Annotated in this window: 25 protein-coding genes; 5 read left to right on the forward strand and 20 right to left on the reverse strand. The window is 48.7% G+C overall.

All coding sequences use genetic code 11. The features are described 5' to 3' along the window. Positions 1-20: 20 nt before the first annotated feature. The 3 genes from KO512_RS03950 to KO512_RS03960 form a co-directional block, all read right to left on the reverse strand. Positions 21-797 (reverse strand): enoyl-CoA hydratase, encoded by a 777-nt coding sequence (locus KO512_RS03950; protein ID WP_215951036.1) that lies wholly within the window; start codon positions 795-797, stop codon positions 21-23. A gap of 85 nt (positions 798-882) precedes the next feature. Next, positions 883-2040 (reverse strand): acyl-CoA dehydrogenase family protein, encoded by a 1158-nt coding sequence (locus KO512_RS03955; protein ID WP_215951037.1) that lies wholly within the window; start codon positions 2038-2040, stop codon positions 883-885. Between the two features lie 161 nt (positions 2041-2201). After that, positions 2202-3695, reverse strand: a complete 1494-nt coding sequence (locus KO512_RS03960) for a CoA-acylating methylmalonate-semialdehyde dehydrogenase (protein ID WP_215951038.1) — start codon at positions 3693-3695, stop codon at positions 2202-2204. Positions 3696-3811: 116 nt separating this feature from the next. Here KO512_RS03960 and KO512_RS03965 point away from each other — a divergent pair, with 116 nt between their 5' ends. Next, positions 3812-4819, forward strand: a complete 1008-nt coding sequence (locus tag KO512_RS03965) for an AraC family transcriptional regulator (protein WP_354667729.1) — start codon at positions 3812-3814, stop codon at positions 4817-4819. A gap of 226 nt (positions 4820-5045) precedes the next feature. After that, a complete protein-coding gene (locus KO512_RS03970) occupies positions 5046-6647 on the forward strand; it encodes an inorganic phosphate transporter (RefSeq protein WP_215951039.1) in 1602 nt (533 codons plus the stop codon). An 88-nt stretch (positions 6648-6735) separates the two neighbouring features. On the opposite strand, the gene KO512_RS03975 is transcribed toward KO512_RS03970, so the two are convergent. Beyond that, positions 6736-7161, reverse strand: coding sequence for an Lrp/AsnC family transcriptional regulator (locus KO512_RS03975; protein ID WP_215951040.1), 426 nt, complete (start codon positions 7159-7161; stop codon positions 6736-6738). A 130-nt stretch (positions 7162-7291) separates the two neighbouring features. Here KO512_RS03975 and yjeH point away from each other — a divergent pair, with 130 nt between their 5' ends. Further along, positions 7292-8584, forward strand: a complete 1293-nt coding sequence (gene yjeH, locus KO512_RS03980; protein ID WP_215951041.1) for an L-methionine/branched-chain amino acid transporter — start codon at positions 7292-7294, stop codon at positions 8582-8584. A 12-nt stretch (positions 8585-8596) separates the two neighbouring features. On the opposite strand, the gene KO512_RS03985 is transcribed toward yjeH, so the two are convergent. Then, positions 8597-9250, reverse strand: coding sequence for a TetR/AcrR family transcriptional regulator (locus KO512_RS03985; RefSeq protein WP_215951042.1), 654 nt, complete (start codon positions 9248-9250; stop codon positions 8597-8599). A gap of 319 nt (positions 9251-9569) precedes the next feature. Here KO512_RS03985 and KO512_RS03990 point away from each other — a divergent pair, with 319 nt between their 5' ends. Further along, on the forward strand, positions 9570-11618 hold the full coding sequence (locus KO512_RS03990; RefSeq protein ID WP_215951043.1) for an NADH:flavin oxidoreductase: 2049 nt from the start codon (positions 9570-9572) through the stop codon (positions 11616-11618). Between the two features lie 112 nt (positions 11619-11730). Here the strand turns inward: KO512_RS03990 and KO512_RS03995 are convergent, their stop codons facing one another. The 5 genes from KO512_RS03995 to KO512_RS04015 all read right to left on the reverse strand — a co-directional run bounded on the left by KO512_RS03995 (position 11731) and on the right by KO512_RS04015 (position 14973). Further along, positions 11731-11997: a DksA/TraR family C4-type zinc finger protein gene (locus tag KO512_RS03995; RefSeq protein WP_215951044.1), complete on the reverse strand. Its 267-nt coding sequence runs from the start codon at positions 11995-11997 to the stop codon at positions 11731-11733. An 83-nt stretch (positions 11998-12080) separates the two neighbouring features. Continuing rightward, positions 12081-12887: a pyrroline-5-carboxylate reductase family protein gene (locus KO512_RS04000; protein ID WP_215951045.1), complete on the reverse strand. Its 807-nt coding sequence runs from the start codon at positions 12885-12887 to the stop codon at positions 12081-12083. 312 nt (positions 12888-13199) lie between these two features. Further along, on the reverse strand, positions 13200-13607 hold the full coding sequence (locus KO512_RS04005) for a NifB/NifX family molybdenum-iron cluster-binding protein (protein ID WP_215951046.1): 408 nt from the start codon (positions 13605-13607) through the stop codon (positions 13200-13202). 206 nt (positions 13608-13813) lie between these two features. Beyond that, positions 13814-14527, reverse strand: a complete 714-nt coding sequence (locus tag KO512_RS04010) for a peptidase (RefSeq protein WP_215951047.1) — start codon at positions 14525-14527, stop codon at positions 13814-13816. 200 nt (positions 14528-14727) lie between these two features. Then, a complete protein-coding gene (locus KO512_RS04015) occupies positions 14728-14973 on the reverse strand; it encodes a DUF2164 domain-containing protein (protein WP_215951048.1) in 246 nt (81 codons plus the stop codon). A 442-nt stretch (positions 14974-15415) separates the two neighbouring features. Here KO512_RS04015 and KO512_RS04020 point away from each other — a divergent pair, with 442 nt between their 5' ends. Beyond that, complete coding sequence (locus KO512_RS04020; RefSeq protein WP_215951049.1) at positions 15416-16882, forward strand: DASS family sodium-coupled anion symporter; 1467 nt, start codon at positions 15416-15418, stop codon at positions 16880-16882. A gap of 106 nt (positions 16883-16988) precedes the next feature. On the opposite strand, the gene KO512_RS04025 is transcribed toward KO512_RS04020, so the two are convergent. The 10 genes from KO512_RS04025 to KO512_RS04070 all read right to left on the reverse strand — a co-directional run bounded on the left by KO512_RS04025 (position 16989) and on the right by KO512_RS04070 (position 25851). After that, positions 16989-18806: an ABC transporter ATP-binding protein gene (locus KO512_RS04025; protein ID WP_215951050.1), complete on the reverse strand. Its 1818-nt coding sequence runs from the start codon at positions 18804-18806 to the stop codon at positions 16989-16991. Beyond that, positions 18803-20575, reverse strand: a complete 1773-nt coding sequence (locus KO512_RS04030; RefSeq protein WP_215951051.1) for an ABC transporter ATP-binding protein — start codon at positions 20573-20575, stop codon at positions 18803-18805. Before KO512_RS04030 ends, KO512_RS04025 begins: the two co-directional genes overlap by 4 nt. Positions 20576-21030: 455 nt before the next feature. Further along, positions 21031-21882, reverse strand: a complete 852-nt coding sequence (locus KO512_RS04035; RefSeq protein ID WP_215951052.1) for a transglutaminase family protein — start codon at positions 21880-21882, stop codon at positions 21031-21033. A 234-nt stretch (positions 21883-22116) separates the two neighbouring features. Then, on the reverse strand, positions 22117-22341 hold the full coding sequence (locus KO512_RS20430) for a cysteine-rich CWC family protein (protein ID WP_215951053.1): 225 nt from the start codon (positions 22339-22341) through the stop codon (positions 22117-22119). Between the two features lie 139 nt (positions 22342-22480). Then, positions 22481-22987: an alpha/beta hydrolase gene (locus KO512_RS04045; RefSeq protein ID WP_215951054.1), complete on the reverse strand. Its 507-nt coding sequence runs from the start codon at positions 22985-22987 to the stop codon at positions 22481-22483. A gap of 334 nt (positions 22988-23321) precedes the next feature. Next, the gene (locus KO512_RS04050; RefSeq protein WP_215951055.1) at positions 23322-23594 is read right to left on the reverse strand and encodes a hypothetical protein; all 273 of its coding nucleotides are present in this window, start codon (positions 23592-23594) and stop codon (positions 23322-23324) included. 269 nt (positions 23595-23863) lie between these two features. Further along, complete coding sequence (locus KO512_RS04055; RefSeq protein WP_215951056.1) at positions 23864-24442, reverse strand: PhnA domain-containing protein; 579 nt, start codon at positions 24440-24442, stop codon at positions 23864-23866. A 293-nt stretch (positions 24443-24735) separates the two neighbouring features. Beyond that, positions 24736-25131, reverse strand: coding sequence for a GFA family protein (locus tag KO512_RS04060; RefSeq protein WP_215951057.1), 396 nt, complete (start codon positions 25129-25131; stop codon positions 24736-24738). A gap of 159 nt (positions 25132-25290) precedes the next feature. Further along, a complete protein-coding gene (locus KO512_RS04065) occupies positions 25291-25581 on the reverse strand; it encodes a type II toxin-antitoxin system RelE/ParE family toxin (protein WP_215951058.1) in 291 nt (96 codons plus the stop codon). 3 nt (positions 25582-25584) lie between these two features. Then, positions 25585-25851: a type II toxin-antitoxin system Phd/YefM family antitoxin gene (locus KO512_RS04070; protein ID WP_215951059.1), complete on the reverse strand. Its 267-nt coding sequence runs from the start codon at positions 25849-25851 to the stop codon at positions 25585-25587. Between the last annotated feature and the right edge of the window lie 164 nt (positions 25852-26015).

Here is a 26015-nt window from a genome sequence, read left to right on the forward strand (position 1 = left end):
TTTTGTCTCCTGTATACCGCTTAGCGGTTTTTCCATTCGGGGGCACGTTTGCCCAAAAAGGCATTAACACCCTCTTTCTGATCTTCGGTAAAGAACAGATCAACAAACAGCTCACGTTCCAGAATATAGCCCGCATCCCAATGATGGGTACGGTTGTTCTGAATCAGTTGCTTACAAGAGGCCACGGAAGTTGGGCTTTGCTGTGCGACATTGGCGGCTAGCTCAAGTGCTTTCTCTAATGCTTGCCCTTGGGGAACAACCTCTTCCACTAGACCAATCTCCTGCGCTTTAGCGGCTTTAATACGCTCGCCGCAGAGGATCATGCGTTTCGTCCAACCTTCACCCACCAGCATGGTCAGGTTCTGAGTACCACCGGCGCAGGGTAATAACCCTACTTTCGCTTCAGGCAGAGCCATCTGGGACTGTTCTTCCGCGATGCGAATATCACAGGCTAATGCCACTTCCAGACCACCGCCCATGGCAAAACCATTAATCGCCGCGATAGAGACACCGCGGAACTGGCTCAGGGCTTCAAATGCTTCACCAAAATAGCGCGCCATATCCCGCGCGACGCTACGATCACCATCGGCAAATAGGTTTAAATCAGCACCGGCGGAGAAAAACTTTTCGCCTTGGCCGGTAATCACCAGACTATAAATCGAACGATCTGCATTTAGCTCTTCTACCAGTGCTTTAAGCCCTTTAAGGCTCTCTTCAGTCCAGGTATTGGCTGGCGGATTATTCATGGTCAGCAGCGCAATATTGCCCCGTTTTTCAACGATCAGCTTATCGGTCATATTGATCTTCCTTTGCAGTCTTAGCGGGTGTTTGTCACACCTTTTATTTTATCTAAGCGTTTATGCTTGTCCGTTAATGCCGCTGTTATAGCAGTTCAGCAGCATTTTCCAGTAACAGTCGACGGGCAATAATAACATTCATAATTTCGTTGGTGCCTTCCAGAATCCGGTGTACCCGGTTATCTCTCAGGAAGCGCTCCATCGGATACTCTTTGATATAACCATTGCCACCAAAAATTTGTAGCGCTTCATCGGCCACGCTGAAACCGACATCGGTGGCAAAGCGTTTAGCCATGGCACAGTAAGTGGTTTTATCTGGATGATTATTATCGAGACGGGAAGCGGCCATGCGCACCATTTGACGGGCGGCCACCAACTCGGTGGCGGCGGTGGCTAATTTAAACTGTAGTGCTTGAAAGTTAGCCAGACTTTGGCCGAACTGTTTGCGTTCGTGCATATACTCGGTGGCATTATTTAGTGCTTGCTGAGCGGTGCCTACCGAACAGGTGGCGATATTAATACGCCCACCATCGAGACCACGCATGGCGATCTTAAAGCCATCCCCTTCCTGCCCTAAGATTGCTGAGGCCGGAATACGTACATCTTCAAAGGTAATCATGCGGGTAGGCTGGCTATTCCAACCCATTTTTTCTTCTTTACGGCCATAGGTAATGCCGGGCAGTTTCGCATCCACAGCAAAAGCGGAGATACCTTTAGGGCCATCTTGACCGGTACGCGCCATCACCACTAAGCAATCGGTCGCGCCCGCACCGGAAATAAAGATCTTGCTACCATTCAGCAGGTAGTCATCGCCATCACGGCGAGCGGTGGTTTTCAGCGCCCCCGCATCGGAACCGGCATTCGGCTCGGTCAAACAGTAAGAGGCTAACTTTTCACCGGCGGTCAATTCAGGGCACCACTGCTGTCGCACAGACTCGCCACCAAACTCGGAGATCATCCAGGTAGCCATATTGTGAATGGTGATAAAAGCCGTGGTGGAAGTACAGCCCATCGCGAGCTGTTCAAAGATAATACTGGCGTCTAGTCGGCTCAGCCCTAAGCCACCGACATCCTCATGGGAGTACAAACCGCAGAATCCCAGCTCACCTGCCGCTTTTAACACATCGACAGGAAACGTTTGATGCAGATCCCATTCGCCGGCATTCGGGGCCAGCTCATTCTGAGCGAACGCGCGGGCCATATCGGCAAACGCTATCTGCTCTTCGTTCAGTTCAAAATCCATAGATACTCCGTACTTAACATACTGGTAGATTCTTATTTTTATAACAGCTGAATCTTTTTCGTTGTGCGTCTACTGACGAAGCCCGCCAAGCAGACTCGCGTCCGGCTTAGCAGGCATCATCAGTCGTAAGCGCCTGATAATCAGACGCTAAACGATTGGCGTTACTTAAGGGTGATCGTGGTGTTTACACCATTATCAATATCATCCTCAAACCAACGGGCAGTCACTGTCTTAGTTTCGGTGTAGAACTTAACCGCCTGCTTACCATAAGCATGCTGGTCACCGTAAAACGACTTTCTCCAACCAGTGAAAGAGAACATAGGCAGTGGCACAGGTACTGGCACGTTGATACCAACCTGACCGACTTTGATTTCATGCTGATACTTACGCGCCGCTGCACCCGAAGAGGTGAAGATAGAGGTACCGTTACCGTATGGGTTTTCATTGATCAGCTGAATCGCTTCTTCAATAGTATCCACTTCTATGGTAATCAGAACCGGTCCGAAGATCTCTTCCTGATAGATCGACATATCGCGGGTAACACCGGTGAACATGGTTGGTCCTATCCAGTTACCATCAGGGTAGCCTTCAACCACGCACTCAGAGCCGTCGAGAATACAGTTAGCACCGGCATCTTTACCCTCTTGGATAAAGTTCAGTACTTTGGCTTTAGCATGCGGATTAATCTGTGGACCATAACCGGCCTCTGGATCATTCCACACACCGGGACGTACTTTAGCCAGTGCATCACGTACTTCAGGAATCCACTCACGGGATTTACCAACAAACACAGCCACCGAAATTGCCATACAGCGCTGACCAGCAGCACCGACAGAAGCACCGGCAATACTGTTAACAACCTGATTTTTAGCGGCATCCGGCATAATGACCATATGGTTTTTAGCACCGGCAAACGCCTGTACCCGTTTCATATGATCAGTACCGGTACGATAGATATGCTCACCTACCGCAACAGAACCCACAAAAGAGATCGCTGGAGTATCTTTGTGCGTTAACAGTTGATCAACGACATCTTTAGCGCCATGCACAACTTGCAGCAAACCTGCAGGTGCACCGGCTTCTTGAAACAGTGCCGCTAGACGCATCGGCGTCAGTGGATCTTGTTCAGAAGGTTTCAATACAAAGGTGTTACCGCAAGCGATCGCCATTGGGAACATCCACAGCGGAATCATGGCTGGGAAGTTAAATGGGGTAATACCGACACACACACCCAGTGGCTGGGTGATGCTGTAGCAATCGATTTTACGGGCAACGTTTTCAACCGTTTCACCCATGCTCAGAGAGGCGATATTGGCCGCATGTTCAACCACTTCAATACCACGCCATACATCGCCTTTAGCATCATCAAAGGTTTTGCCGGTTTCTAGAGATAGCAGTTCAGCAATCTCATCGTGATGTTCTTTTAGCAATGCCTGATAACGCAGCATCAAACGAGCACGTTCGCCAACCGGCATCTCTTTCCATGTTTCAAACGCGGCTTTTGCGCTCTCGACGGCCAGTTCTACTTCATCAGCGGTTGCGCAAGGCACCTGTGCAATCACTTCTTGAGTGGCAGGGTTAGTTACCGGAATCCAGTTATCACTACGGCTCTGAACCAGCTCACCGTTGATCAGTAAAGGAACTTGTTGCGTCATGTTTTGCACCTTCGTATTTATTGTAACGTTCTGATTATTGTTGTTGTCAGACCCCGTTAAAAACAGGATCTCGCTGCTTGTATGGGGTCACATTAAAACATAGCTTGCGGCTGCACATGATTGATAATGTTGCTATATTAATGGACTATATTGCTATTGAATACATGAATACCCTAATTAACCCTTTATACCTTAGTCGAGTAGCCACTGTGAGCACCCCATCAAACTGGCCTCTGCCGGCCCAGAGCATTCGCTTTGTTTTGCCTCATAAAATCATCCAGAAACTCAGTAATAATAGGCTTTCAAGGGATCTTTATCCGTTAGGGGCGGGCTATTACAAACACGCGGTCGGGCACCGTATGGAACGCCTAAAACATGATGACTACTTATTGATATATTGCCTTGAAGGGAAAGGTAAAATCCGTGTAAACCAGAAGAATATTGCGGTAAATAGCGGTGATTTAGTGGTTCTTCCCCGCGGCGCAGCACACCAGTATGCCTCAAGCCCTAATTTCCCCTGGACTATCTACTGGTGTCATTTTGAAGGGGGGCTGGCCGATGACTTTATCGCGCATCTAGAGATTCCCAGCCACAAACCGGTGGTTCATCTGGGGCTACACAGCAATCTCGTGAGTGAATTCGAGGCGCTGCTTGAAGCCCGCCATAGCAGCTATCACCTGAATGCTTTTATTAATGCCGCCAATCAATTGCGCCAGATCCTCACCCATATCGCACTGCTGCAACCACTGGTGCGCAGCCAGGACGCAGATAGTTTCGATCTAGAGAAGATCCACAGCCTGATGCAAGCGCATATCCATGAACAACTGGATATCGATACCCTGGCAAACAGCGTCAACCTATCGAAATTTCACTTTATCAAACGCTATAAAGATGCCACCGGCACCACGCCGATCAACCACTTTATCCAGCTTAAAACCCAACGGGCCTGTCACCTGCTGGATATCAGCACCCGCACCGTTGCCGAAGTGGCCTTTATGGTGGGCTATGAGGACGCCTACTATTTCTCTCGTATCTTTAAGAAAGTGATGGGCATCTCACCAACCCAATATCGCAAACTGCAGGTCGGTGCTTGGTCCTATAAGAGTTTTAAACAAGAAAACTAGCAGCTCCCCATGCTATGCCCAGCGCTCATCAGGGCTGATGCACAACGAAAAAAACAGATACTGTCACCAAACTGCAACGCATTGCCCTTAACTTATTCAGCTCTTTGATAAGTACTTTAGGGAATACGACAAGCCTTCCTGAAGCGCTTTGATTATCCAGCAATAAGCAAATAAAACCGTTTTCTGCAAAACAGTTTTACCTTTAAGGCGTTTCAGGAGGACTCAAATGGCAACATCCACGACCTATAGCCCTAGTAAGACACCAATGTCTGGGGATACTAAACTCAGCTTATTTTTTGCCATCGGCTTTATCGCCATGATTGGCTATTTTATGGCCTGGGGATTGGATTACACCCAACATAACCATGTCATGCTCTTTATTCTAGCCACCGCCTTTGGTGTCTTTATGGCATTCAATATCGGCGGTAATGATGTCGCCAACTCCTTCGGCACCAGTGTCGGTGCTGGCACCCTAACGATTAAGCAGGCACTCATCGTTGCCGCCATTTTTGAGGTCAGCGGCGCGGTTATCGCCGGCGGCGAAGTGACAAAAACTATCCGTAAAGGGATCGTGGACCTGTCGAGCATTCATGTCGACCCGATGCAGTTCGTCTATATCATGATGGCCGCCCTACTGGCCGCTGCATTATGGTTATTAATCGCCACCAAGCGTGGCTGGCCGGTATCCACTACCCACTCCATTATCGGTGGTATTGTCGGTAGCTCCATCGCCTTAGGTTTTTTTGTCGATGGACCCGGTACCGCATTGGCTCTGATTAAATGGGATCAAATCGGCACCATTGCGGTTTCATGGGTACTTTCACCGGTACTCGGTGGACTGGTGTCTTACACCCTGTTCTATCAAATCAAAAAATATGTACTGCGCTATAACGAAGCGACTGCCGAAGAACTGGTGACCATTAAGCAGGAGAAGAAACGGCATAAAGCGCAACATAAGAAAGCTTTTGAGCGCTTAGCTGAACTGCAACAGATCTCCTATACCACAGCTATGGCCCGTGATGCCCATACCGTGCGCGATGGTGATTTCGACCCTCAAGAGCTTGAATCCGAGTATTACCAAGAACTGCACAAGATTGAACAAAAGAAAAGTGAGCTTAACGCCACCCATGCTTTAGAAACCTATGTGCCGATCTTTGCCGCCCTAGGTAGTATGCTGATTGCCGGCATGCTGCTGTTCAAAGGGTTAAAGCATATGCAACTGGGTTTAAGTAGCCTAGATAACTACCTAATTATCGGCATGATTGGTGCGGCGGTTTGGTTGGTGATGGCGATATTTGCTAAAACGCTGAAAGGCAAAGACCTCGATAAATCGACCTTTTTGATGTTCAGTTGGATGCAGGTATTTACCGCCTCCGGCTTCGCTTTCAGCCACGGCGCCAACGATATCGCCAATGCGATCGGTCCCTTTGCCGCCATTCTGGATGTACTACGCACCGGTGAAATGGGCTCCGAAGCCGCCGTCCCCACCGTTGCCATGCTGACCTTTGGTATCGCCTTGATCGTTGGCCTCTGGTTTATCGGTAAAGAGGTGATTCAAACTGTCGGCCACAACCTCACGAAGATGCATCCTGCGTCCGGTTTTGCGGCGGAATTATCGGCGGCCGGTGTGGTAATGCTTGCCTCGGTGATGGGCTTGCCGGTTTCCAGTACTCATATCCTCATTGGTGCCGTGCTCGGTGTGGGTATGGTCAACAGCAATGCCAACTGGGCGCTGATGAAGCCTATCGGCATGGCTTGGGTGATCACCCTACCCGCCGCCGCTATCATGTCGGCCATCACCTTCTATCTGCTGATGATCGCATTCTAAGCGCGCGCTAAGTCTTTATAACAGCCCATAAAAAGCCAGACACTGTCTGGCTTTTTAGGCTTTCACGGGTGAACAAGCCGCTGCTAAGTCACTCCCACTCCTGCATCACCACATGGGTGACAATTTTCACCCCACTGGGCAATTCTTCATCCACCTCTTCAAGAATGTCATGTAAGCGCTGCATCGAGGCAAATTCTAAATACACCAGCAGATCCACTTCGCCGCTGATCCCGTGACAATATTTCACCTCGGGATACTGCAAGAGAAACTGCACTAAGGGGCGACACTTAAAACCGCCATGTTTAATCTCAAAATGCGCCTTAAGCGGGCCTTGTTGATCCAGCTTTGTTGAGGTGATCACCCGATACCCGAGAATATCCCCCTGCTCCTCCATCCGCTTCACCCGTTCAGAGACAGCGGGTCGCGACAGATTTACCTGTGCGGCAATCGCCGAAACACTCTGACGGGCATTGTCTCGCAGCGCGGCGATTATTTTCTGATCAAAACTATCCATGCGTAAACTCGGCTATTCAAATCGTCAGTAGCAATTTGGAAAATGCTGCAGATCGACGGTAAACCACGACGTAATATTTCCCGCACTCAGCGTACACTCTACTGACAAGATATATCGATCTGGAAAAAAGATGCCTAGGCTAAATCAAACAATCACCCGCTGGCAAGGGGTGGGACTCATTGCAACGACTCTTTTAGGCACCGGTGTGTTTATCCTGCCACAACTCACCATCGTTGCCGCTGGCGATAAAGCGATCTGGGCTTGGGTTATTCTCCTCATGGGCATTCTGCCGCTGGCCTATATTTTTGCCGAACTCGGCCGCCGTTTTACCCATTCGGCCGGACCTGCCTATTTTGTTGAGCGTGCTTTTGGCCAACTGCCGGGCCGCATTATCGGCCTCTTATTTGTGTTTACCGTGCCCCCTGGTATCGCGGCAGCACTGATGATGACCTTTAAATTTTTACAACCCATTGTCACCCTGAGCGACAGCCAAACGCTCACGGCAGAACTGCTTGTTTTACTGCTGATATTTTTTATTAACCGGCGCGGCTTACAGCTATCGGGCCGGATACAGATGGCACTCACCCTGCTTATTTTAGGGGTGGTGTTAGCGATGATGGCCGCGGTTTTTATCCAGCCTCCGGTATTAACCTCAAGCGCGACCGTCAGTCTAGCCACACCCCATGATTACAGCCATATAATGCAGGCGATCAGCTTAGCGATTTGGAGCTTTCTCGGTATCGAGGCGATCACCCACCTCGCGGGTGAATTTAAAGATGTACAGCGAGACTTTATTCCAGCCACCCTGTTTGGCATTACCCTCGTCGGACTGATTTTTATCGGTTGTACCTGGTTATCGATGATGGCCCCAGAGCATCCATTAGCGATGGTCGCCGTGTTTGAAATGCTTTTTGGTCATAGTGGCCGCTGGGTCATTGGTGTATTGGGCTTTGTGAGTGGCATCGCCACGATCAATGTCTATTTCGCCAGCCTGTCCCGCCTAGCTTGGAGCTTCAGTCGGGAAGGCATTTTACCCCAGCCACTGCAGACCCTAAACCGCCACCAGATACCGGCGACATCGCTGATCACCTTTATCACCCTCTCGGCGGTGATACTGATCATCAGCTATCTGGAAAATATGGATTTCGCGGTGATGGCCCACTGGGTCAATGGCTCATTCATCCTGATCTATAGCGCGGCGATGTTGGCAGCCTGGAAACTATTATCCCATCGCCATAAGCCCGCCATTATGACCGGTCTAATTGTCTGTGCGGTGTTTATCTACTGCCTTGGTAGCGCTATGCTCTATGCCTTAGTGCTAAGTCTAGTCATCACCATCGCACTGCTGGCGCAACAGTTATGGAAGCGTAATAATCTGGTGGACAAAAGCGCGGTCTATCATGATAGCCCAACGGATCTATAGACGACCCCGAACTTAGTTTTTCGTGACGGCCTCATAGCGAGCATAGAAGCGTTTAAGTTCGCGTGGCTCTGGGGCCTGACCGGTAAAAATCTCCACATAGCTGGGGATGCGCTGCAAGCGGATTTCAAGATTTTCATCCGCCTTCATCGAGATGTAGCCGATCTGGGTAAGATAGATAGTCCGTGCGCGCACATCTGCTTTATCCGCGGAATAACCAAAGCGGATAAACATCTGACTCAAGGCGTCCAACCGGGCATTATCTGCCTCGCTGATCTGCTCGGCCACCGCCGGGGATTGTAACGCCCAACTGCGCACGGCAAATTCAAATTGAGAATCAAACAGTTCCGGCTTTAACCAGCAATCAAACAGATTAAGAATCGCTTCGGCAATACTTTCTGAATACACCTCGGTCTGCGCCACTAGGTTGCCGGTATTCTTATTACGCCATTGGGTCATCAGCGCATCGAGCAGCTGTTTACGGTCCTTAAAAAACCAATAAAAACTAGTACGAGAGAGCTTCAGTTTTTGCGCCAATGACTGAATACGCACGGCCTCGACCCCTGATTCAATCAAGGTATCGTAAGCGGCCTGCAACCAGACATCCGCCGATCCTCGCCAACCGCTGTCGGGAGTGACTGCGTCGTCGATGTTGCGTTTACTGTTCATATTATTCAGTTGGTTCCCCTCGAACTATTTGTATCACTGATTTTTTATCACGGCTTCTGTCTCAGTGCTTTTGTCTCAGTGTTTTTTGTATCAGTGCCTTCTAAGCGTTATATCGTGACTCAACCCCTCACGCAGAATCAGATAAGACCATCGCCAATCGGCCAACCGGAATCCACTTCACGATTTGATCTTAGTATACCTTGAGCGAATCGTTGAAATAAAATCTAAACGCCATTGAACATTAAATTGACGTAAGTGTACATTTCAGTCTAAATTGAGTATTCCATCATCATATTGATAACCGCTACGGAGGACTCAGATGTCCAATGATCCATTGCTGCAACCCTATCAACTGAAACATTTACGCTTACGCAACCGCATTATGGTCACCGCTCATGAGCCTGCCTACTCCGAAAACGGTATGCCCACCGACCGCTATCGCGCCTATCATGTCGAACGTGCCAAAGCCGGTGTCGCTTTAACCATGACCGCCGGTTCTGCCGCCGTCTCATTGGACAGCCCGCCGGTATTCGATAACCTGCTGGTCTATAAAGACGAAATTGTGCCTTGGATGAAACAGCTTACCGACGAATGCCACGAACACGGCGCAGCGGTAATGATCCAATTAACACACCTCGGACGACGTACCCGTTGGGATAAAGGGGAATGGCTACCGGCCGTTTCACCCTCCCATAAACGGGAAGCAGCACACCGTGCATTTCCAAAGAAAATGGAAGATTGGGATATCCAGCGGATCATCAAAGACTATACCGATGCGGCTGAACGGATGGTGGCGGCAGGTCTAGATGGTATCGAACTACAGGCCTATGGCCATTTGATGGATCAGTTCTGGTCACCACTGACCAACACCCTTGACGGCCCCTACGGTGGCGATCTCGATAACCGTCTGCGCTTTACCTTTGATCTACTCAAATCGATCCGCCAACGGGTCGGTAATGAATTTATCGTTGGCTTACGTTACACCGGTGATGAGATGCTCTCAGGTGGTTTAACCCCCGATGATGGTTTATCGATATCTCAGCGCCTAAAAGATAGCGGCATGGTCGACTTTCTTAATATTGTTCGTGGTCATATCGATACCGATTCGGGCCTGACCGACCTTATTCCGATTCAGGGGATGCGTAACTCTCCCCATCTAGATTTCGCCGGTGAGATCCGCGCGGCCACCGAGTTCCCGACCTTTCATGCCGCAAAAATTCCTGATGTCGCCACCGCTCGCTATGCCATCGCCAGCGGTAAAGTTGATATGGTCGGCATGACCCGCGCCCATATGACCGATCCCCATATCATCCGTAAGATTATTGCCGGCGATGAAGACAATATTCGCCCCTGTGTCGGCGCGAACTACTGTCTCGATAGAATCTATCAGGGTGGTGCCGCCTTCTGTATTCATAACGCGGCCACCGGTCGTGAACTGACCATGCCCCACGATATTCCTAAAGCCGAGGTGCGTAAGAAGATCGTTATCGTCGGTGCTGGCCCAGGCGGATTAGAAGCGGCACGGGTGGCGGCAGAACGCGGCCATGAAGTGGTTGTTTACGAAGCATTAAACCATGCCGGAGGACAGATTCGCTTGACCGCCCAAAGCCCTCGCCGTCATGAGATGATGGGGATTATCGACTGGCGTATGAGCCAGTGCGAACAGTTAGGGGTCACCTTCCATTTCAACAGCTACGCTGAAGTGGAGCAGATTCAGGCAGAAAATCCCGATGTCGTGATTATCGCAACCGGCGGCTTACCCGACACTGAAGTGCTCGACAGCGGCAACGAATGGGTGGTTTCTAGCTGGGATATTCTCTCCCGCAGCATCAAACCCGGCAGCAATGTTCTACTGTTTGACGATGCGGGAGATCACGCAGCCTTACAGGCCGCAGAAGTGGTTGCTAACAGCGGCGCTAAACTCGAAATCATTACTCCGGATCGCAGCTTCGCCCCGGAAGTGATGGCGATGAACCTAGTGCCCTATATGCGCACACTACAGCAGCAGGATGTCACCTTTACCGTTACCTACCGTCTGAAATCCGTGAGCCGCGATGGCGATCAACTGCTGGCCACTATCGGTAGCGACTATGATGATGGTAGCCGTGACTTCAGCCAAACCCGTCGCGTTGATCAGGTAATCATCAATCACGGTACCCTGCCCTTCGATGATCTCTACTTTGAGCTACGTGCCCTAGCATCCAATGAAGGGGAAGTGAACTATAACGACCTGATCGACGACAAACCGCAGACACTCACCACTAACAATGAAGGCCAGTTCCAACTGTTCCGTATCGGCGATGCCATTTCGGCCCGCAACACCCATGCAGCCATTTATGATGCGCTGCGACTCGTGAAAGACCTCTAACGCAGGCCATACGTGTCAGGTTATTCCGACTGGATTAACCTGACCGCTTTACTGTCCTTGCTTAACTTTCTTAACTTTCTTAACTTTCGTAGCTATTCTTAACTACTTTTAACTACCTTAACTGGCTGTCTTTACTGCCGCGACGGTTAATACCACTCGCACTCACCTCTTGCTGTTCCAGCTTAGTCTGACACTGAATGCACAAACGGATACCGGGGATAGCCAAACGACGCTTCTCAGGAATCACCGCATCACACTCTTCGCACTCGGTTAAACTTTCACCCGAATTTAAACGACTGCGGGCCAGCTGCACTGCGTCATCAACGCTTGCATCAATCTGATCCTGTACCGCACCATCACGTGCCCAGCCACCTGCCATGATTCACCTTCCTTATCAAAATCCTGTTAAAAAACCGTACGGCTCACGATTAAGTCTATCGCTGCCTCTTATCGCGATAAGGCTCAGCCGATCTCTCTAGCTTTATCAAACGCCGCTTTTAGGCCATCGTTGATTGACGCCGACAACGGTGACGCCTGCATACTTTTTAGCCCGGCAGCCGTGGTGCCATTATAATCAACCATTGCATCCACATGCGCCTTAGGGGAAGCCTCTGACTCAGCCAAAAGTACACCACTGGCATGGAACAGTTGCCGTACTGCCCGTTCGGCTATCGGCGCTTCAATGCCGTTGTTAACCGCATACTGCACCATACAGTCGGCATAGTAAGCGACAAACCCAGGTACCGGGCCGATTAAGGCGGTGAACTGATCAATTTGGGCTTCGTCAAACACTTCATCCGTCTGGCCAATCGCCTCAAAGACACGACGCACCGCAAGTCGGTCTGTATCGGTTATCGCCTCGCTAGCGAACCAGGGTGAATATGCTAAGCCTTTTTCAGCGGCAGGACTGGACATCGCCCGCACCACCCGACGGTTGTTAGATAGCTGCTGTAGCTGCGCCAACGTAACGCCAGCCATCACTGAGATAATCAAACAATCCGTATCCGCTGCGTTAATGGCTAACGTCGATGACAGATGAGGCGGCACCGCGACAATAACCATATCGCAATGTTCGATTAGATCTTGATTACGAATCGTGCGGTGTACTTTCTGGCTATCCGCCAGTGACAACGCATTGTCGGAACGTAGAGATCGGCTGGAAATCCAGAGCTGCTCCGGCGCAATAAACTGACTACTGAGTAAACCCTGTGCGATCGCACGGCCCAATTGTCCAGCTCCGATAATACCCAAGCAAAATTCGGCACGCATGCTTACCTCCTCGCTAAAACACTAAGATCCAGCCGTAAAATACGACGATCAAGCGTTATTCTAGCCTAATAAACGAGGTCCATGGCGCTTAAATACGACCAACAGTTTACGCTACCCGACGGCGATAGAAGACACACCTTCGCGACGAAAAACAGACACTAAACCGTCAATTCCGAGCAAGCTGACAAACAAAAGAGCAAACAAGAGGGCAAACATAAAGATAAACAAAGAACTGAAAAAACTAGGCGAGGATTGCACAAGAGGAATAGAGGGCAGCTAAGAGAAGCTCGCTGCCCTGCCTAACGATAGAGATTAATGCTCAGACGAATAGAAACCGCCGTCATTAGCATTCAACTCACCGATCAGATGAGGCTCGATCGCTAAGGTTTGATGATTAAGATAATCTTTAACCGCCTGCGCCGGATCAGATTCATCCGTTATAACCGCTTCGATACCCAACAGCGCCGTCTTACTGGCAAAACCCTCACCGGCACTGGCACCAATCAATGCAACACAGCTAGCTAATGGATGAGGCGCATCATTTTTATAGTGATGAAACACCAGCGCTTTTGGCAGCGTGATCAGTTCAAGCATTTTCAAGTGCGGCTTTCCCAATGGAGAAGCCCCCGTCGTGTCAACCTGAAACACGATCCAGTTTTTACATTTACCGACATGCTCGGCGACTGTAACACCATCTCTACTGGCCACTGCTATCTTCATCTGAATACCTCAATCCACTTACTGAATTTTTCTGAAAAATGGCGACGATCACTCATTAAGAAACTGAGTCAGTTTACCTAACTGATGACTAAAAACCCTGATCTTAAACAGACTTTTCTTGGTTTAAAGCAGAAACCGCCGCTATAGCTGAATTATTATTAGAAGATTTTGATTCAGGCAGTGCGACTACCTGATTCGATTTAATATTAGTTTAATGCTAAAAACGGCATCGCATCGACCGCATTTTCCATGGCGATATTCCACTGTTTACGCAGATCACGCATATAGTCATCATCTTCGCCAAACGAACGATAACGTCCTAAAGCCAAACTACCATGCTGTAGAATATACAGCTCAATCGGCGGTCCAACCGTCAGATTACTCTTCAATGTCGCGTCCATCGATATCAGGCCACACACCACCGCTCTATCGATGGAGGTACTTTCCTGAATCACCCGATCTAAAATAGGCTTACCGTATTTAGTTTCGCCTATCTGTAAAAACGGTACTTGTGATGAACTGACGATAAAATTACCCTGCGCATAAATCATATACAGAGCACTTTGAGAGCCTAAAATCTCTCCGGCTAACAGGAAGGTCGACTCAAACACCGAGCCACCGCCAGCTTTTTCTTGTACTGCCACACTCACGCGACCAATATACTCCGCCGCCTGATGCATATCGACCACCGTCAACAAACTAGACTCGGCTCTATTACTAATATCCCGTTCGATATTTGCGATCACCGCCTGAGTCGTCGCCAAATTACCTGCACTACACAACACAAACTGCCGCTTACCGGGCACACCATAGCGCCACATTTTGCTATAGCTACTAATGTTATCGACCCCAGCACTGGTGCGGGAATCTGAAATCATGATGGTTGCTTCGCTTGTTCTTATACCCACACAGTAGGTCACTATACTCTCCTAAATACCGAAGAAAGCGCTCAATAGCGCCGACATTTACGTGCTCAAATAGCACAAATATTGCGGCTCAAATCGTTCAGGCTTCCTGATTTCGCACATTATAAGAGTTTTATAAAACAGAAGTGCTATTTATTTAGCTTTACCGGCAACTTTGGCAGCCTGTCCAGCCGATTCGACAGCGATCAAGTTGGTTAACCTATTGGTTTTTCTAGCTCATCCACCAGATAGCCCGCTTCAATATATTTCTCAGTGAAAACCTTCTGCGCATCGATCAATCCACGGTTATAAAAATAGGGGCCAATCTCCTTGGCGAAGAAATCGAGTAAAAACTCTGCCTCAAAACCGCCAATATCCTGATCCAACTCATCATTGAAGTACCGCTTTACCTTAGTAACGATGCGATCAGTCTCATCTTTGGTGAATTTAATCTCGCTCATAGAACGCTCTGCCTCAGGCCTTAAAGCGCGATATTTTATGTTGAAAAGCCATCACAAACTAGCCTAGCCCACCCCATTACCGATGGTGCGGGCTACACCATACAATGATGCACCGTTTGTTTTGCACTTCCCCCCTTAAGAAAAAGCCGATGCCCATAAACAAATTTATCAACCCTAATGCCCTGAGATAAGCAAAGCCTAACCGATTAAATTGAACACTTTTCAGCCTAATCTAACGGCGCAGCATCATTAAAAACCTATCCCTTTGCTCGGTACCAATATCCTCTCATAGTGATATAAATAAGCGATCATGTTTGAAATCAACATTTAGTTGTTTCTGACCCGATTCATAGCAACATTATTGGCTATAAAAAAACTATTTATGCGTTAATATACAGCCAATATTTCGAGATACTTTTTGCTCAACATTAAGGACGCTTTCATGAAAGGCACGGATATTCGAGTTGTTCCAGGCTTAGTCTCTATAGCGATAATATTATTGCTTTGGTTTGCTGTGGCTCCGCCACAAGGTGTCTCAGCGAATGCATGGCATTTATTAGCCTTATTTGTGGGTACCGTCATCGCCATTATTGGCAAAGCGATGCCCATTGGCGCGATTGCCATTTTAGCGATTACCTTAGTGGCGCTTACAGGGGTTACTAATGACAGTCCGTCTGGGGCAATTAAAGATGCCTTAAGTGGCTTTTCTAACTCCTTAATCTGGTTAATCGGTATCGCAATTATCATCTCGCGAGGGCTGGCAAAAACAGGCTTGGGTAACCGTATAGGCTATTACTTCATCTCTTTATTTGGCCGCAAAACGATTGGCATCGGTTATGCGTTAGCGCTATCTGAATTAGTGATTGCACCCGTAACACCGAGTAATACAGCGCGAGGCGGCGGTATTATTCACCCCATTATGAAATCGATCGCCACCAGCTTTGGCTCCTCACCTGAAGATGGCACATCACGTAAGATCGGTCATTATCTCGCTTTGGTGAGCTATCATATTAACCCCATCACCTCGGCGATGTTTATCACGGCAACAGCGCCGAACCCTTTAATCGTTAAATTGATTGCGGATGCAACGGGAGCGAACATTAGCATTACTTGGGGTACTTGGGCGCTGGCCGCCCTGCTGCCCGGTTTAGTCTGTATCGCCCTAGTACCTCTCATTGTTTATACGGTGTATCCGCCTGAGATAAAAAGCACCCCAGACGCTAGAACCTATGCTAAGTCTAAGCTGGCCGATATGGGGCCAATGTCCTACGGCGAAAAAGTCATGATTAGTGTGTTTGTGCTGCTGTTGATCTTATGGGCAGGCGTACCCGCGATGATCTTTGGGGCTGATTATGCCGTCAATACCACCGCCGTAGCATTTTTAGGTTTATCCGTTTTACTGGTCAGTGGTGTACTGAACTGGCAAGACGTTCTACAAGAAAAGTCGGCGTGGGATACCGTTGTCTGGTTCTCCGCCCTCGTTATGATGGCGACGTTCCTTAACAAATTAGGGCTGGTTTCTTGGTTTTCCGGCGTGGTAGAGAGCAATATTGATCATCTCGGTTTTGATTGGATTACCTCGGCCATCATTTTAGTCGCCGTTTACTTTTATGCCCATTACTTCTTTGCGAGTACAACCGCCCATATCACCGCCATGTTTGCCGCTTTTTATACCGCCGGTTTAGCACTGGGCGCACCGCCACTGTATCTAGGTTTACTGCTAGCCGGTGCTTCTTCATTGATGATGTCATTAACCCATTACGCCACGGGCACCTCCCCCATTGTGTTTGGCTCAGGTTATGTATCGATGGAAAACTGGTGGGTCATGGGCTTTATTATGAGTGTTGTTAACTTAACCATTTGGGGTGTCGTTGGCGGGCTTTGGTGGAAGGTGCTGGGGTACTGGTAGCCTTTAACTTTCTAACAGCGTTACATGGGGTCACTTGATATTAGGGCAATGAGAACATTGCCCTTTTTTATGCCCCCTGCCGATGAATGGTGTAGTGGCCAGTAAGTTAAACCTCAAAGGCTGTCTTTTCTTCGGCGGAGTGTTCGATGGCCTTACCGCCATTGAGTTGCCAATAACCACCTCTTTGCGCCATTAACTCGGCGTGCGTGCCGACCTCGCGGACATTCCCCGCGTCCATATAGATGATCAGATCAGCATCATGGATCGTCGATAGTCGGTGGGCAATCACGAAACTGGTGCGGCCTACGCGTAATTCCTTTAACGCATTCTGAATTAACACTTCGGTACGGGTATCAACCGAGCTAGTGGCCTCATCCAAAATCAAAACGGGAGCGTCCAGCATAAAGGCACGGGCGATGGTCAATAGTTGTCGTTGCCCCTGCGAAAGAGACTCACCTGCATTCACCAAAACGGTATCGTAACCATTCGGCAAAGTTCGCACGAAATCATCAAATTGACAGCGTTTCGCCGCTGTAACAACCTCATCGCGGCTAGCATTAGCACAACCATAGGCGATATTGTCATGCACCGTACCGGTGAATAACCAAGTATCTTGCAACACCATGCCCATCGCGCTGCGTAGCTCTGTACGGGATAACTCTTGTATATCAATGCCATCCAGACGAATCGTCCCTTTGTCGATTTCATAAAACCGCATCAACAGGTTAACGAGTGTTGTCTTACCTGCCCCCGTTGGGCCGACGATGGCCAATGTTTGGCCCGGCTTAGCCTCAAGGCTGACATTCTCAAATAGTGGCTGATCAGGCTTATAACGAAACTGTACATGCTCAAATACCACATGCCCCTGTAGCGGTACCGGCAACTGCCTACGAACATCATCGAGCGACATCTCCGGCGCATCAAGTAGTTCAAACACCCGCTCAGCAGAGGCCAAAGCCGATTGTACCTGTGCTGCCATATTACCTAACTGAGAAACCGGCTGGCCAACCTGACGGATATACTGCATAAACGCTTGTAACTCCCCCAAAGACAGCGGCCCTGCTAGCACGCGGAAGGCTCCGAAGGTGATCACCGAAATATAGGCTAGGTTGCTTACAAACATCGTGGCAGGTTGAATCATGGCGCTAAAGATCTGAGCCGTCAGACTGGCCTTCACCAGCGCCTCATTTTGAGTGGCAAAACGCGCCTCAACACGCTCCCGTGCGCCAAACACACGGATCAGCGTCTGACCGGAAAAGCTCTCTTCAACGGTCGCATTTAAGTGGCCAGTTTCGCGCCACTGATTAGCAAAATGAGGCCGTGCTCGACCGGCAATAAATTTAGTTAGACTCACTGAAATTAATATCGACAGGATCGACACCGCCGCTAAGGACGGCGAAAGTAACAGCATAATGGTTAGCACCCCGACAATCGTTAACAACGATAACATCGCTTGGCTTGCGACCTGTTGTAAGCTTTGCACCATATTGTCGATATCGTTAGTAAAACGAGACAAAACCTCACCCCGCGGCTGCGCGTCATACCAACTGAGCGGCACTCGCGATAGTTTAGCCTGGGCGGCTTCGCGAAGTTTGCGGCCAACACTTTGTACTAAATCAGTGATTAACCAAGCCTGTGCTAAATTAAGCCCAGAGGCAATCAGATAGATCGCCGCGACCAATGCCAACTGCACAATGAATGCTCCATGATCGAACTGGCCTTGCTCGACAGCATCAACCAATAGGTCTGTTGCTTTACCCAACTGCCAAGGCCCAATCGTGCTAGCAAAAACACTGCCCAACGCGAAGCTAGTCGCCGTGAACAGCGCCACTCGTTTACCTTGAAAGGCTTGCCAGGTACGCCGTAACGCATAACCACTATGACGAGGTTTTGCCGCCGCCGATCCACGAATAACAGGCCTCATGCAACGCCTCGCATGTTATCCTGAGATGCCACAATATCCGCATAAATCGTACAATGCCGCATCAACTCGTCGTGAGACCCTAAACCAGCAATACGACCTCGACTCAACACTAGGATACGGTCGGCATCCCGAATGGAAGCTACCCGCTGACTGACAATGACCCGCGTGGTGTTTTCAGTATTGTTACGTAAAGCCGTGCGTAAGCGAGCATCGGTCGTCTGATCCAGAGCAGAGAAACTATCATCAAACAGAAAGATCGTCGGCTGACACACCAGCGCACGCGCAATCGCTAAACGCTGACACTGGCCACCGGAGAAGTTAACACCGCCCTGCGCCACGGGAGCCTGTAACCCCTTCGGCAGTGCCCGAATAAAATCAGCAGCCTGAGCCGTTTCGAGTGCTTGCCAGAGTGCGGTTTCACTGGCACTCGGATCGCCAAGACGCAGTGTTTGAGCCACGCTGCCGGAAAAAAGATAGGCCTTTTGCGGGACATAACCGATCTGTTTTGCCAACGCTTCAGAAGTCAGATCGCGCAGATCAATACCGCCCAGTGTAATTCGCCCCGTGCTAGGGTCATCAAGCCGCGCGATTAAATTAACAATGGTTGTTTTACCAGAACCAGTAGCGCCAATTATGCCCAAAACCTCACCTTGGGCCACCTCAAAGCTGATATTTTCAAGCACCATCGACTCGGCACCTGGGTAGCCAAAACCAACATTCTCAAAGCGCAGCGTTAACCCTTCTGGCGAGACGGGTAACGGCATAGGCTCAACAGGCGACGCCACTGTCACCGGGGTACGCAGTAGCGTATCGATACGCCGAGCACTGACCAAAGCCCGAGGCAACATCACCATGAGCATCCCCATCATCATGACCGAGATTAAAATCAACGCCATATAGGACATAAAGGCGATTAGTCCGCCCACCAATAGATCACTCGAGAGCACCCGATCAGAACCAAACCAGATCAACGCTACCGAGCCAAGCTGCATCATGGCAGTGAGAGATGGCATGGTCATCGCGCCTAACCGTCCGGCACGGGTGGCGGTATCCGTCAGATCGATATTGGCAACCCTAAATCGCTTAGCCTCCCGTGGCTCTTGCAGAAACGCGCGAATCACCCGAATACCGGTGATCTGCTCACGCAGAATCGCATTCACCCCATCTAACTGACGCTGCATCTGTTGAAACAGCGGCGTAGCAAGGTATGTCAGCACACCAAGAATCAATGCCAGTAGCGGCACAATAACCAGTAAGATGAGTGATAACTGTAGATCTTGGCGCACGGCCATCACCGCACCGCCTACCGCCATGATGGGAGCAATGACAATCATCGTCAGCGTCATGGTTAACATCGTCTGCACTTGCAGCACATCGTTAGTACAGCGGGTAATCAGTGAACCTACGCTAAAGCTTTGCACCTGTGCGAGGGATAAATTATGCACCTTAGCGAATACATCGGCGCGTAGGTCGCGGGCAATGTGAAAAGCCATACTCGCCCCGAGAAAAACAGCGATGGCACTCAGAACAAGTTGCACCAAGGCCGCCACCCCCATCGCAGAGCCGTAAAAGACAATGCTGTCCGTCTGCTGAGCGACAATACCTTCATCAATAAGATCGGCACTAAACCTCGGAAGCAAGAGCGCTGCCGTAACCTGCCCCAGCTGACACAACAGCAATGCAGCTAAAACCCAACGATAAGGCCAAAGTCGGCTACGCCAACGTTGAGTCGGAATGTCAGCAGTAGCAGATATTAAAGACTCATCCATGACTTGCGCACTCCATTACGCCAATGTGGAGTCATCCTCAGATGAACTAATCATAAGATGATCCGATATTACAGTTGTCGGTTACCCTCGGCGGATAGCGATCATAACGCACCGCTAAGCCAATGTATTCTGCAATAAATGATCATGATTATCCATAAAACTGCAGCGCTATATATTCCCGGTTCCTCACATAACCGTCGTTACATCTCAAGCAAAAAACCGCCTTCAGGCGGTTAATTCGACGCAGATAATCAATATAGAGGAAGCACTGAAATATTAACAATAGTGACAACTGCGATAGCGAAATGGCATAACGCAAGCCGCGCTATAGATGACCTTGATGAAAAGGGCTAATAACCCCTAAACTGGCTGTTGTGTGAGTGTAAAACCATCGCGTCAATTGCGAAGGCCTTAATAGACCACGCTAATATTCGCCGACTTATTGAATATTTTATTTAGCATTCACTCACCCAAACACCCACGTCCATTTTTGACTCAGCTGCACCCGCATACGATCCCGATATGGGCGGCACCGCTTCAGCCAAACGCGATACAGCCACCGGTATATGATCCGTACCAACAATATCGCCGATCGTGGGATCAAACCCCTTCCAACCGCCACCTGGTAAATAAACTTCGGCCCACGCATGGGTAGAACCAACCTGACTAGACATCAACGGAGCATACAGATAGCCGCTGACAAAACGCGCAGCAAGACCGAGGCACTTTACCGCCTCCATAAAGAGCAAGGCGAAGTCACGACAAGACCCCGAACCAAGCGATAGTGTTTCCTCCGCTGACTGAACCCCCGGCTCCTCTCTCACTTTGTAAACCAAGGTATTATGGATAGTCTCCGTCAACCGCTGTAATAAGGTATAGGTTTGCACCGGCTCATTCGCATTCCAAACATTAAAGAGCCAGTTATTTAACAAGATTCGGGTCTTTTCATCAGGCAGCACCCGATAAGGCGACAATAAAAACTGATCGTCATCGGTATATAAGAAAGGATAATTAATCGCGTAATCAGCCACGATAAAGTCCAAAGGTGACTCATTATATTGCTGAATAATGACTTCGCTTTCTATCGTAAGCTGTTGCGTAGGATCGCAGAAATTAGCAATCGCCACCGAGTTGCCTTCCACATCTCGGTGCCAATAGATTTTTGCATCCGGAGTAATCCGCAGCGAAAAAGATTCAATACGAAGTTCATGATCGTCCCGAGGCCGCAACAGCAACTGGTGCGCCCCCAACGTCACGGTATCCGTATAGTTGTAATAGGTACGATGAATGATTCTATAACGTTTCATAAGGCCCCTAAAATGAAAGTGCAAACTTACACAAGAGAACGTTGTGTCCAACCTATCAGATCATATAAGGCGCAATCTACCTCAGCAATAGCCACACCGACTAACTCCTAGCCGATACCGAGGCACCAAATAACAAAAAGATAACTGCGGCTAAATCACCCGCATAAAATATATAAAAAACACCCTAACACGGTAAAACATGGCCAGAGAACAAAATCGCCATCACCGACCGAATTAGGACTTACTGCTAAAGCTCGCAGACAAGACGCATGCCTTACAAATACAGGCCTCGTTTAGATTCGCCGCAGACACCCGGCTTAACAAGCCATCGGTAAATCTTATTTGGCTATCGAAGCACCAGCAAGCTTGACTCTGATCACTGCCGTGGAGATGCCCGCAATGATTATCTTTACCGCACAATGGACATTTATCAGGTGCGCATACGCCTTCTTGATACAAAGTAAACAGCCCCCAAAAAGTCGCTTCAAATAATCAGTTTAACCCATTAAGCCTCATCATGATCCATTTAATATTTCAGATCATAGCGACCATCGCCGATAGCCTCATACAGAGCCGCGCCAACTTCACTATTGTCTGACTATAGCGTTTTATCACCAAGAATCGAGACAATAAACTGTGAAAACAGCCGTTCAACAACCTCAATCGAGGTATTAAGCCGGTGATCGCCAGAAATTAAGTGCAAAGAGCAGTCCATCTCTTTGGCAAAACGAATGGAGTTGGTAACGGGGATGATGTCATCAGACCAACCATGGACAACTTCAACCAGCCCTTGAGGCTGATAGGTTTGTTGTTGATACCCCTCGATAAAAAGCGCCGGCGCCAATAAAAAAACACCTTTCGCGTTAACCTGCTCAGACGCCACTAACGACACATAGCCACCCATACTGGAACCGACCAGCACGAAATCCTCTTCTGCATGGCTGAGTATGCCAAGTAACCGCTCTACTCTCAGGTCAGGATCTAAAATATCGGAATAATCGATGCTGTCTACGTGGCAACCATGCTGTTTAGCGATATCGGCAAGCCTTTTGATTTTACTACCCCAAGGGCCACTCTCTTTGCCATGTGAAAAATAGACATTCATATACATTGATCCCTTTTTCTCTGTGACCCTAAACGTTGCCACCCCATAAAGCCTGATAACACTCAAAATCAAGTGCTAACGTTTACTCACCGTTTTCGGCACAGACAGATAACGCTTTGCTAAGAATCAGGGTGATGGCTGGCTAAAATGTTTAGCGACGAAACTCGCCTAATGTAGCCTTCGATATGTTCTTCGTTTGCTTGCACCAGAGAGATACCCCATACGGCAGTGCAAGATTAGCAGAGAACCACTTTCTCAAGTCATCCAAATGATGCTCAGTCACTTTTCCCAAAGTGCGATTTCATCATCCAGATCAAGTGGTGGATATCTGTTACTACTTATTATCTGATCCAGCACTGACAGCCGCGCTCTCACCGAGGGAAGCCACACGTGCGTTGAACTGTTCAAATTCTAGCGCGCTATCTTCCCAGCGTTCGATAGAAGCCGCCAGTATGTCAATCAGAGGCCGGTTGGCGTCGTAGTCGTCAATCAGATCGTCCATCAGTTCAAGGGCTGTTACATAATCGGCATCGCTGTCGATACGACTAATAAACCCCGCTTCTGCGAAGAGCGCTTTAGCTTTATCCTTAACCGTTGTGAAGTCCATTTTCTCACTCCCTTGGTCTATTTACCTGTCAGTTTATCGTATTCCGAATGGCTGACAAGGCAACGGGGGCCTGTTTTTACTGATTATTCGATCGTACGGGAGTTATTGGACAGCATTGGTGGCGTTGTGCTTTTAAGTGGTTTCATTATGTACGACACGTTAAAAGTAGTGGAAGATAGAGGGCGTTGATGGGTGTCTCCTACGTCTATCAGACCCTCTAAAACCAAAAAACGCGCCAAGCAGGCGCGTTTTTAGTATTCAGATGCAGATTAAGATTTCTTAACGAATTTAGTCAGAATAACGATGCGGGTACCGTTAACGCGACCTTCGATGTGTTCTTCGTTTTCTTGCACCAGTGAGATACCGCGTACAGCAGTACCACGCTTAGCGGTAAAGCCTGCACCTTTAACGTCCAGATCTTTGATCAATACAACGTTATCGCCAGCGGTCAAGACTGCGCCGTTGCTATCGCGGTGAATGACTTTCTCAGAATCATCTAGATGATCCCCAGAGGCTTTTGCCCACAATGCGGTTTCATCATCCAGATAGAGCATATCCAGCAGATCTTGCGGCCAGCCTTCGCCACGCAGACGGTTCAGCATGCGCCAAGCAACGACTTGCACGGCAGGTACCTGACTCCACATGCTGTCATTCAGACAACGCCAGTGGTTAGCATCAGTCGTTTCAGGATTTTCAATCTGACCTTTACAGGTGCTGCATACCAGAACAGAGTCATCAACACCGCCAAGTGAGTTCGGCGGCACTTCATAAACACTTAGATTATCGGTCGCGCCGCATAATTCACATTTTGATTCGCTACGATCCCGAAGGGCTTGTTCAGTACTCATGTTCACTCCTGCAAAGTTAGTCACATACCCTCATCCCAGAGCCGCAGGATAGAAGGCAGAATTTCAAAGTCGCGCATTGTAGCAGAAGATTGCTTCACGATCAGGTCAGTTGCCTACAAAAAAGCTGAATTTCGACATCAAAGCATTGCTTTTAGTTATTCACTTAGCGAAAACCAAGTGGTTTATCAGGGTAAAGATGGTATTCCACCTTAATGCTTTAAGACATTCCCAGCGCGACGATCGATCGCGGCGTCAGACATTTTTAAGTGCGCCGGTCCCTACTCGCCCCTTAATCACCTATTTGCTTGCCACTCGTTATAGTTGGGGATGCCCTCATGCTCCATCCATTCAACATCGTGCCCCACCCAGATATGGGCTTCTGGTTTTATGCCTGGATCTTCATCCAAGGTTGCAACCCGCAGAATCACATGGGGTTGGCTAGGTCTCTCTGCGACTAAATGAGTGCCACACACTGAACAGAAATGCCTCGTTTTTCCGGGGCTAGATTCAAAGCTGGAAAGTTTACTTTCTCCACACACCCATCGAAAATTGTCTCTCAGCACACCCGCACTCGGTGCGAAAGGTGCGGCATGGGCTTTGCGACAGGTTTTGCAGTGACAAAAAATAATGGGCATATCCAGTGTAGAAACCTCATACTCTATGGCCCCACACAAACAACTTCCTTTCATGAATAGCATCCTTAATAGTCAACACCTACGTAGTGTTAAATCACTGTGCAGATTTATCCTACTGACTGTACTGACTATCTCTTGATATGCCAACGTCCGTTTAGACATGCCTGTCCCTGCTCGCTCGTGTAAAAAAGGGCTTTGGCCCTTTTAACTCTTCTAACTTAGTAACTTAAGCAACCGTTCACTACGCCATACTCTAATAATATTGATTGATTCACTTTCACGAAGATAGACAATCCGAAACGGAGAATGAATAAGTTCACGGATAGAGTCATCGCTAAACTCGGGGACGACCCTACCGATATCGGGATGGGTCTTAAGCGTTTCTATGTGCTCAACAATTGCCTCTCCGAAGTTTTGGCCTATTTGCGGTACACCCTGCTCCTGGTAATACTCTTTGATACTTTTAAGGTCATCAATCGCTGACTTAGAAAAAGAAATGTTCACGAACTATAGACCCAATTGTTTTTTCACATCAATGATATCGGTAACTTCACCTTCCTTTATCTCTATTAACCCTTGAGCCACAGCCTTAACGAATTCAAGTTCTTCTTGGGTGCTTTCGTAATCATCGAGTCCTTGGACAACAGCAACTCCACGCCCTCGGCTAGTGACTAGTACTGGTCTATGCGTGTCCTTTGCATGATTTACAACCTTACCGGGATTAACCTTTAGGTCAGACAACGGAATAATATCTTCGGAAAATTTTGTTTTCATGATAAAAGCCTTTCTTTAAAGACCTACATATAGCACCTGTTAGTAGGTCTCGTCAAAAAGCATGGCGCTCAGCTAAGTGGCACGTAAAGCGAGGAACTTAAGCACTTAAGGATCAGGTTTTGCATCGTGCAGTACCCGCTATTCTTGTAAGCGATCAATAAACC

It is taken from the genome of Amphritea atlantica (assembly GCF_018860855.1).
GTDB classification, from domain to species: domain Bacteria; phylum Pseudomonadota; class Gammaproteobacteria; order Pseudomonadales; family Balneatricaceae; genus Amphritea; species Amphritea atlantica_A.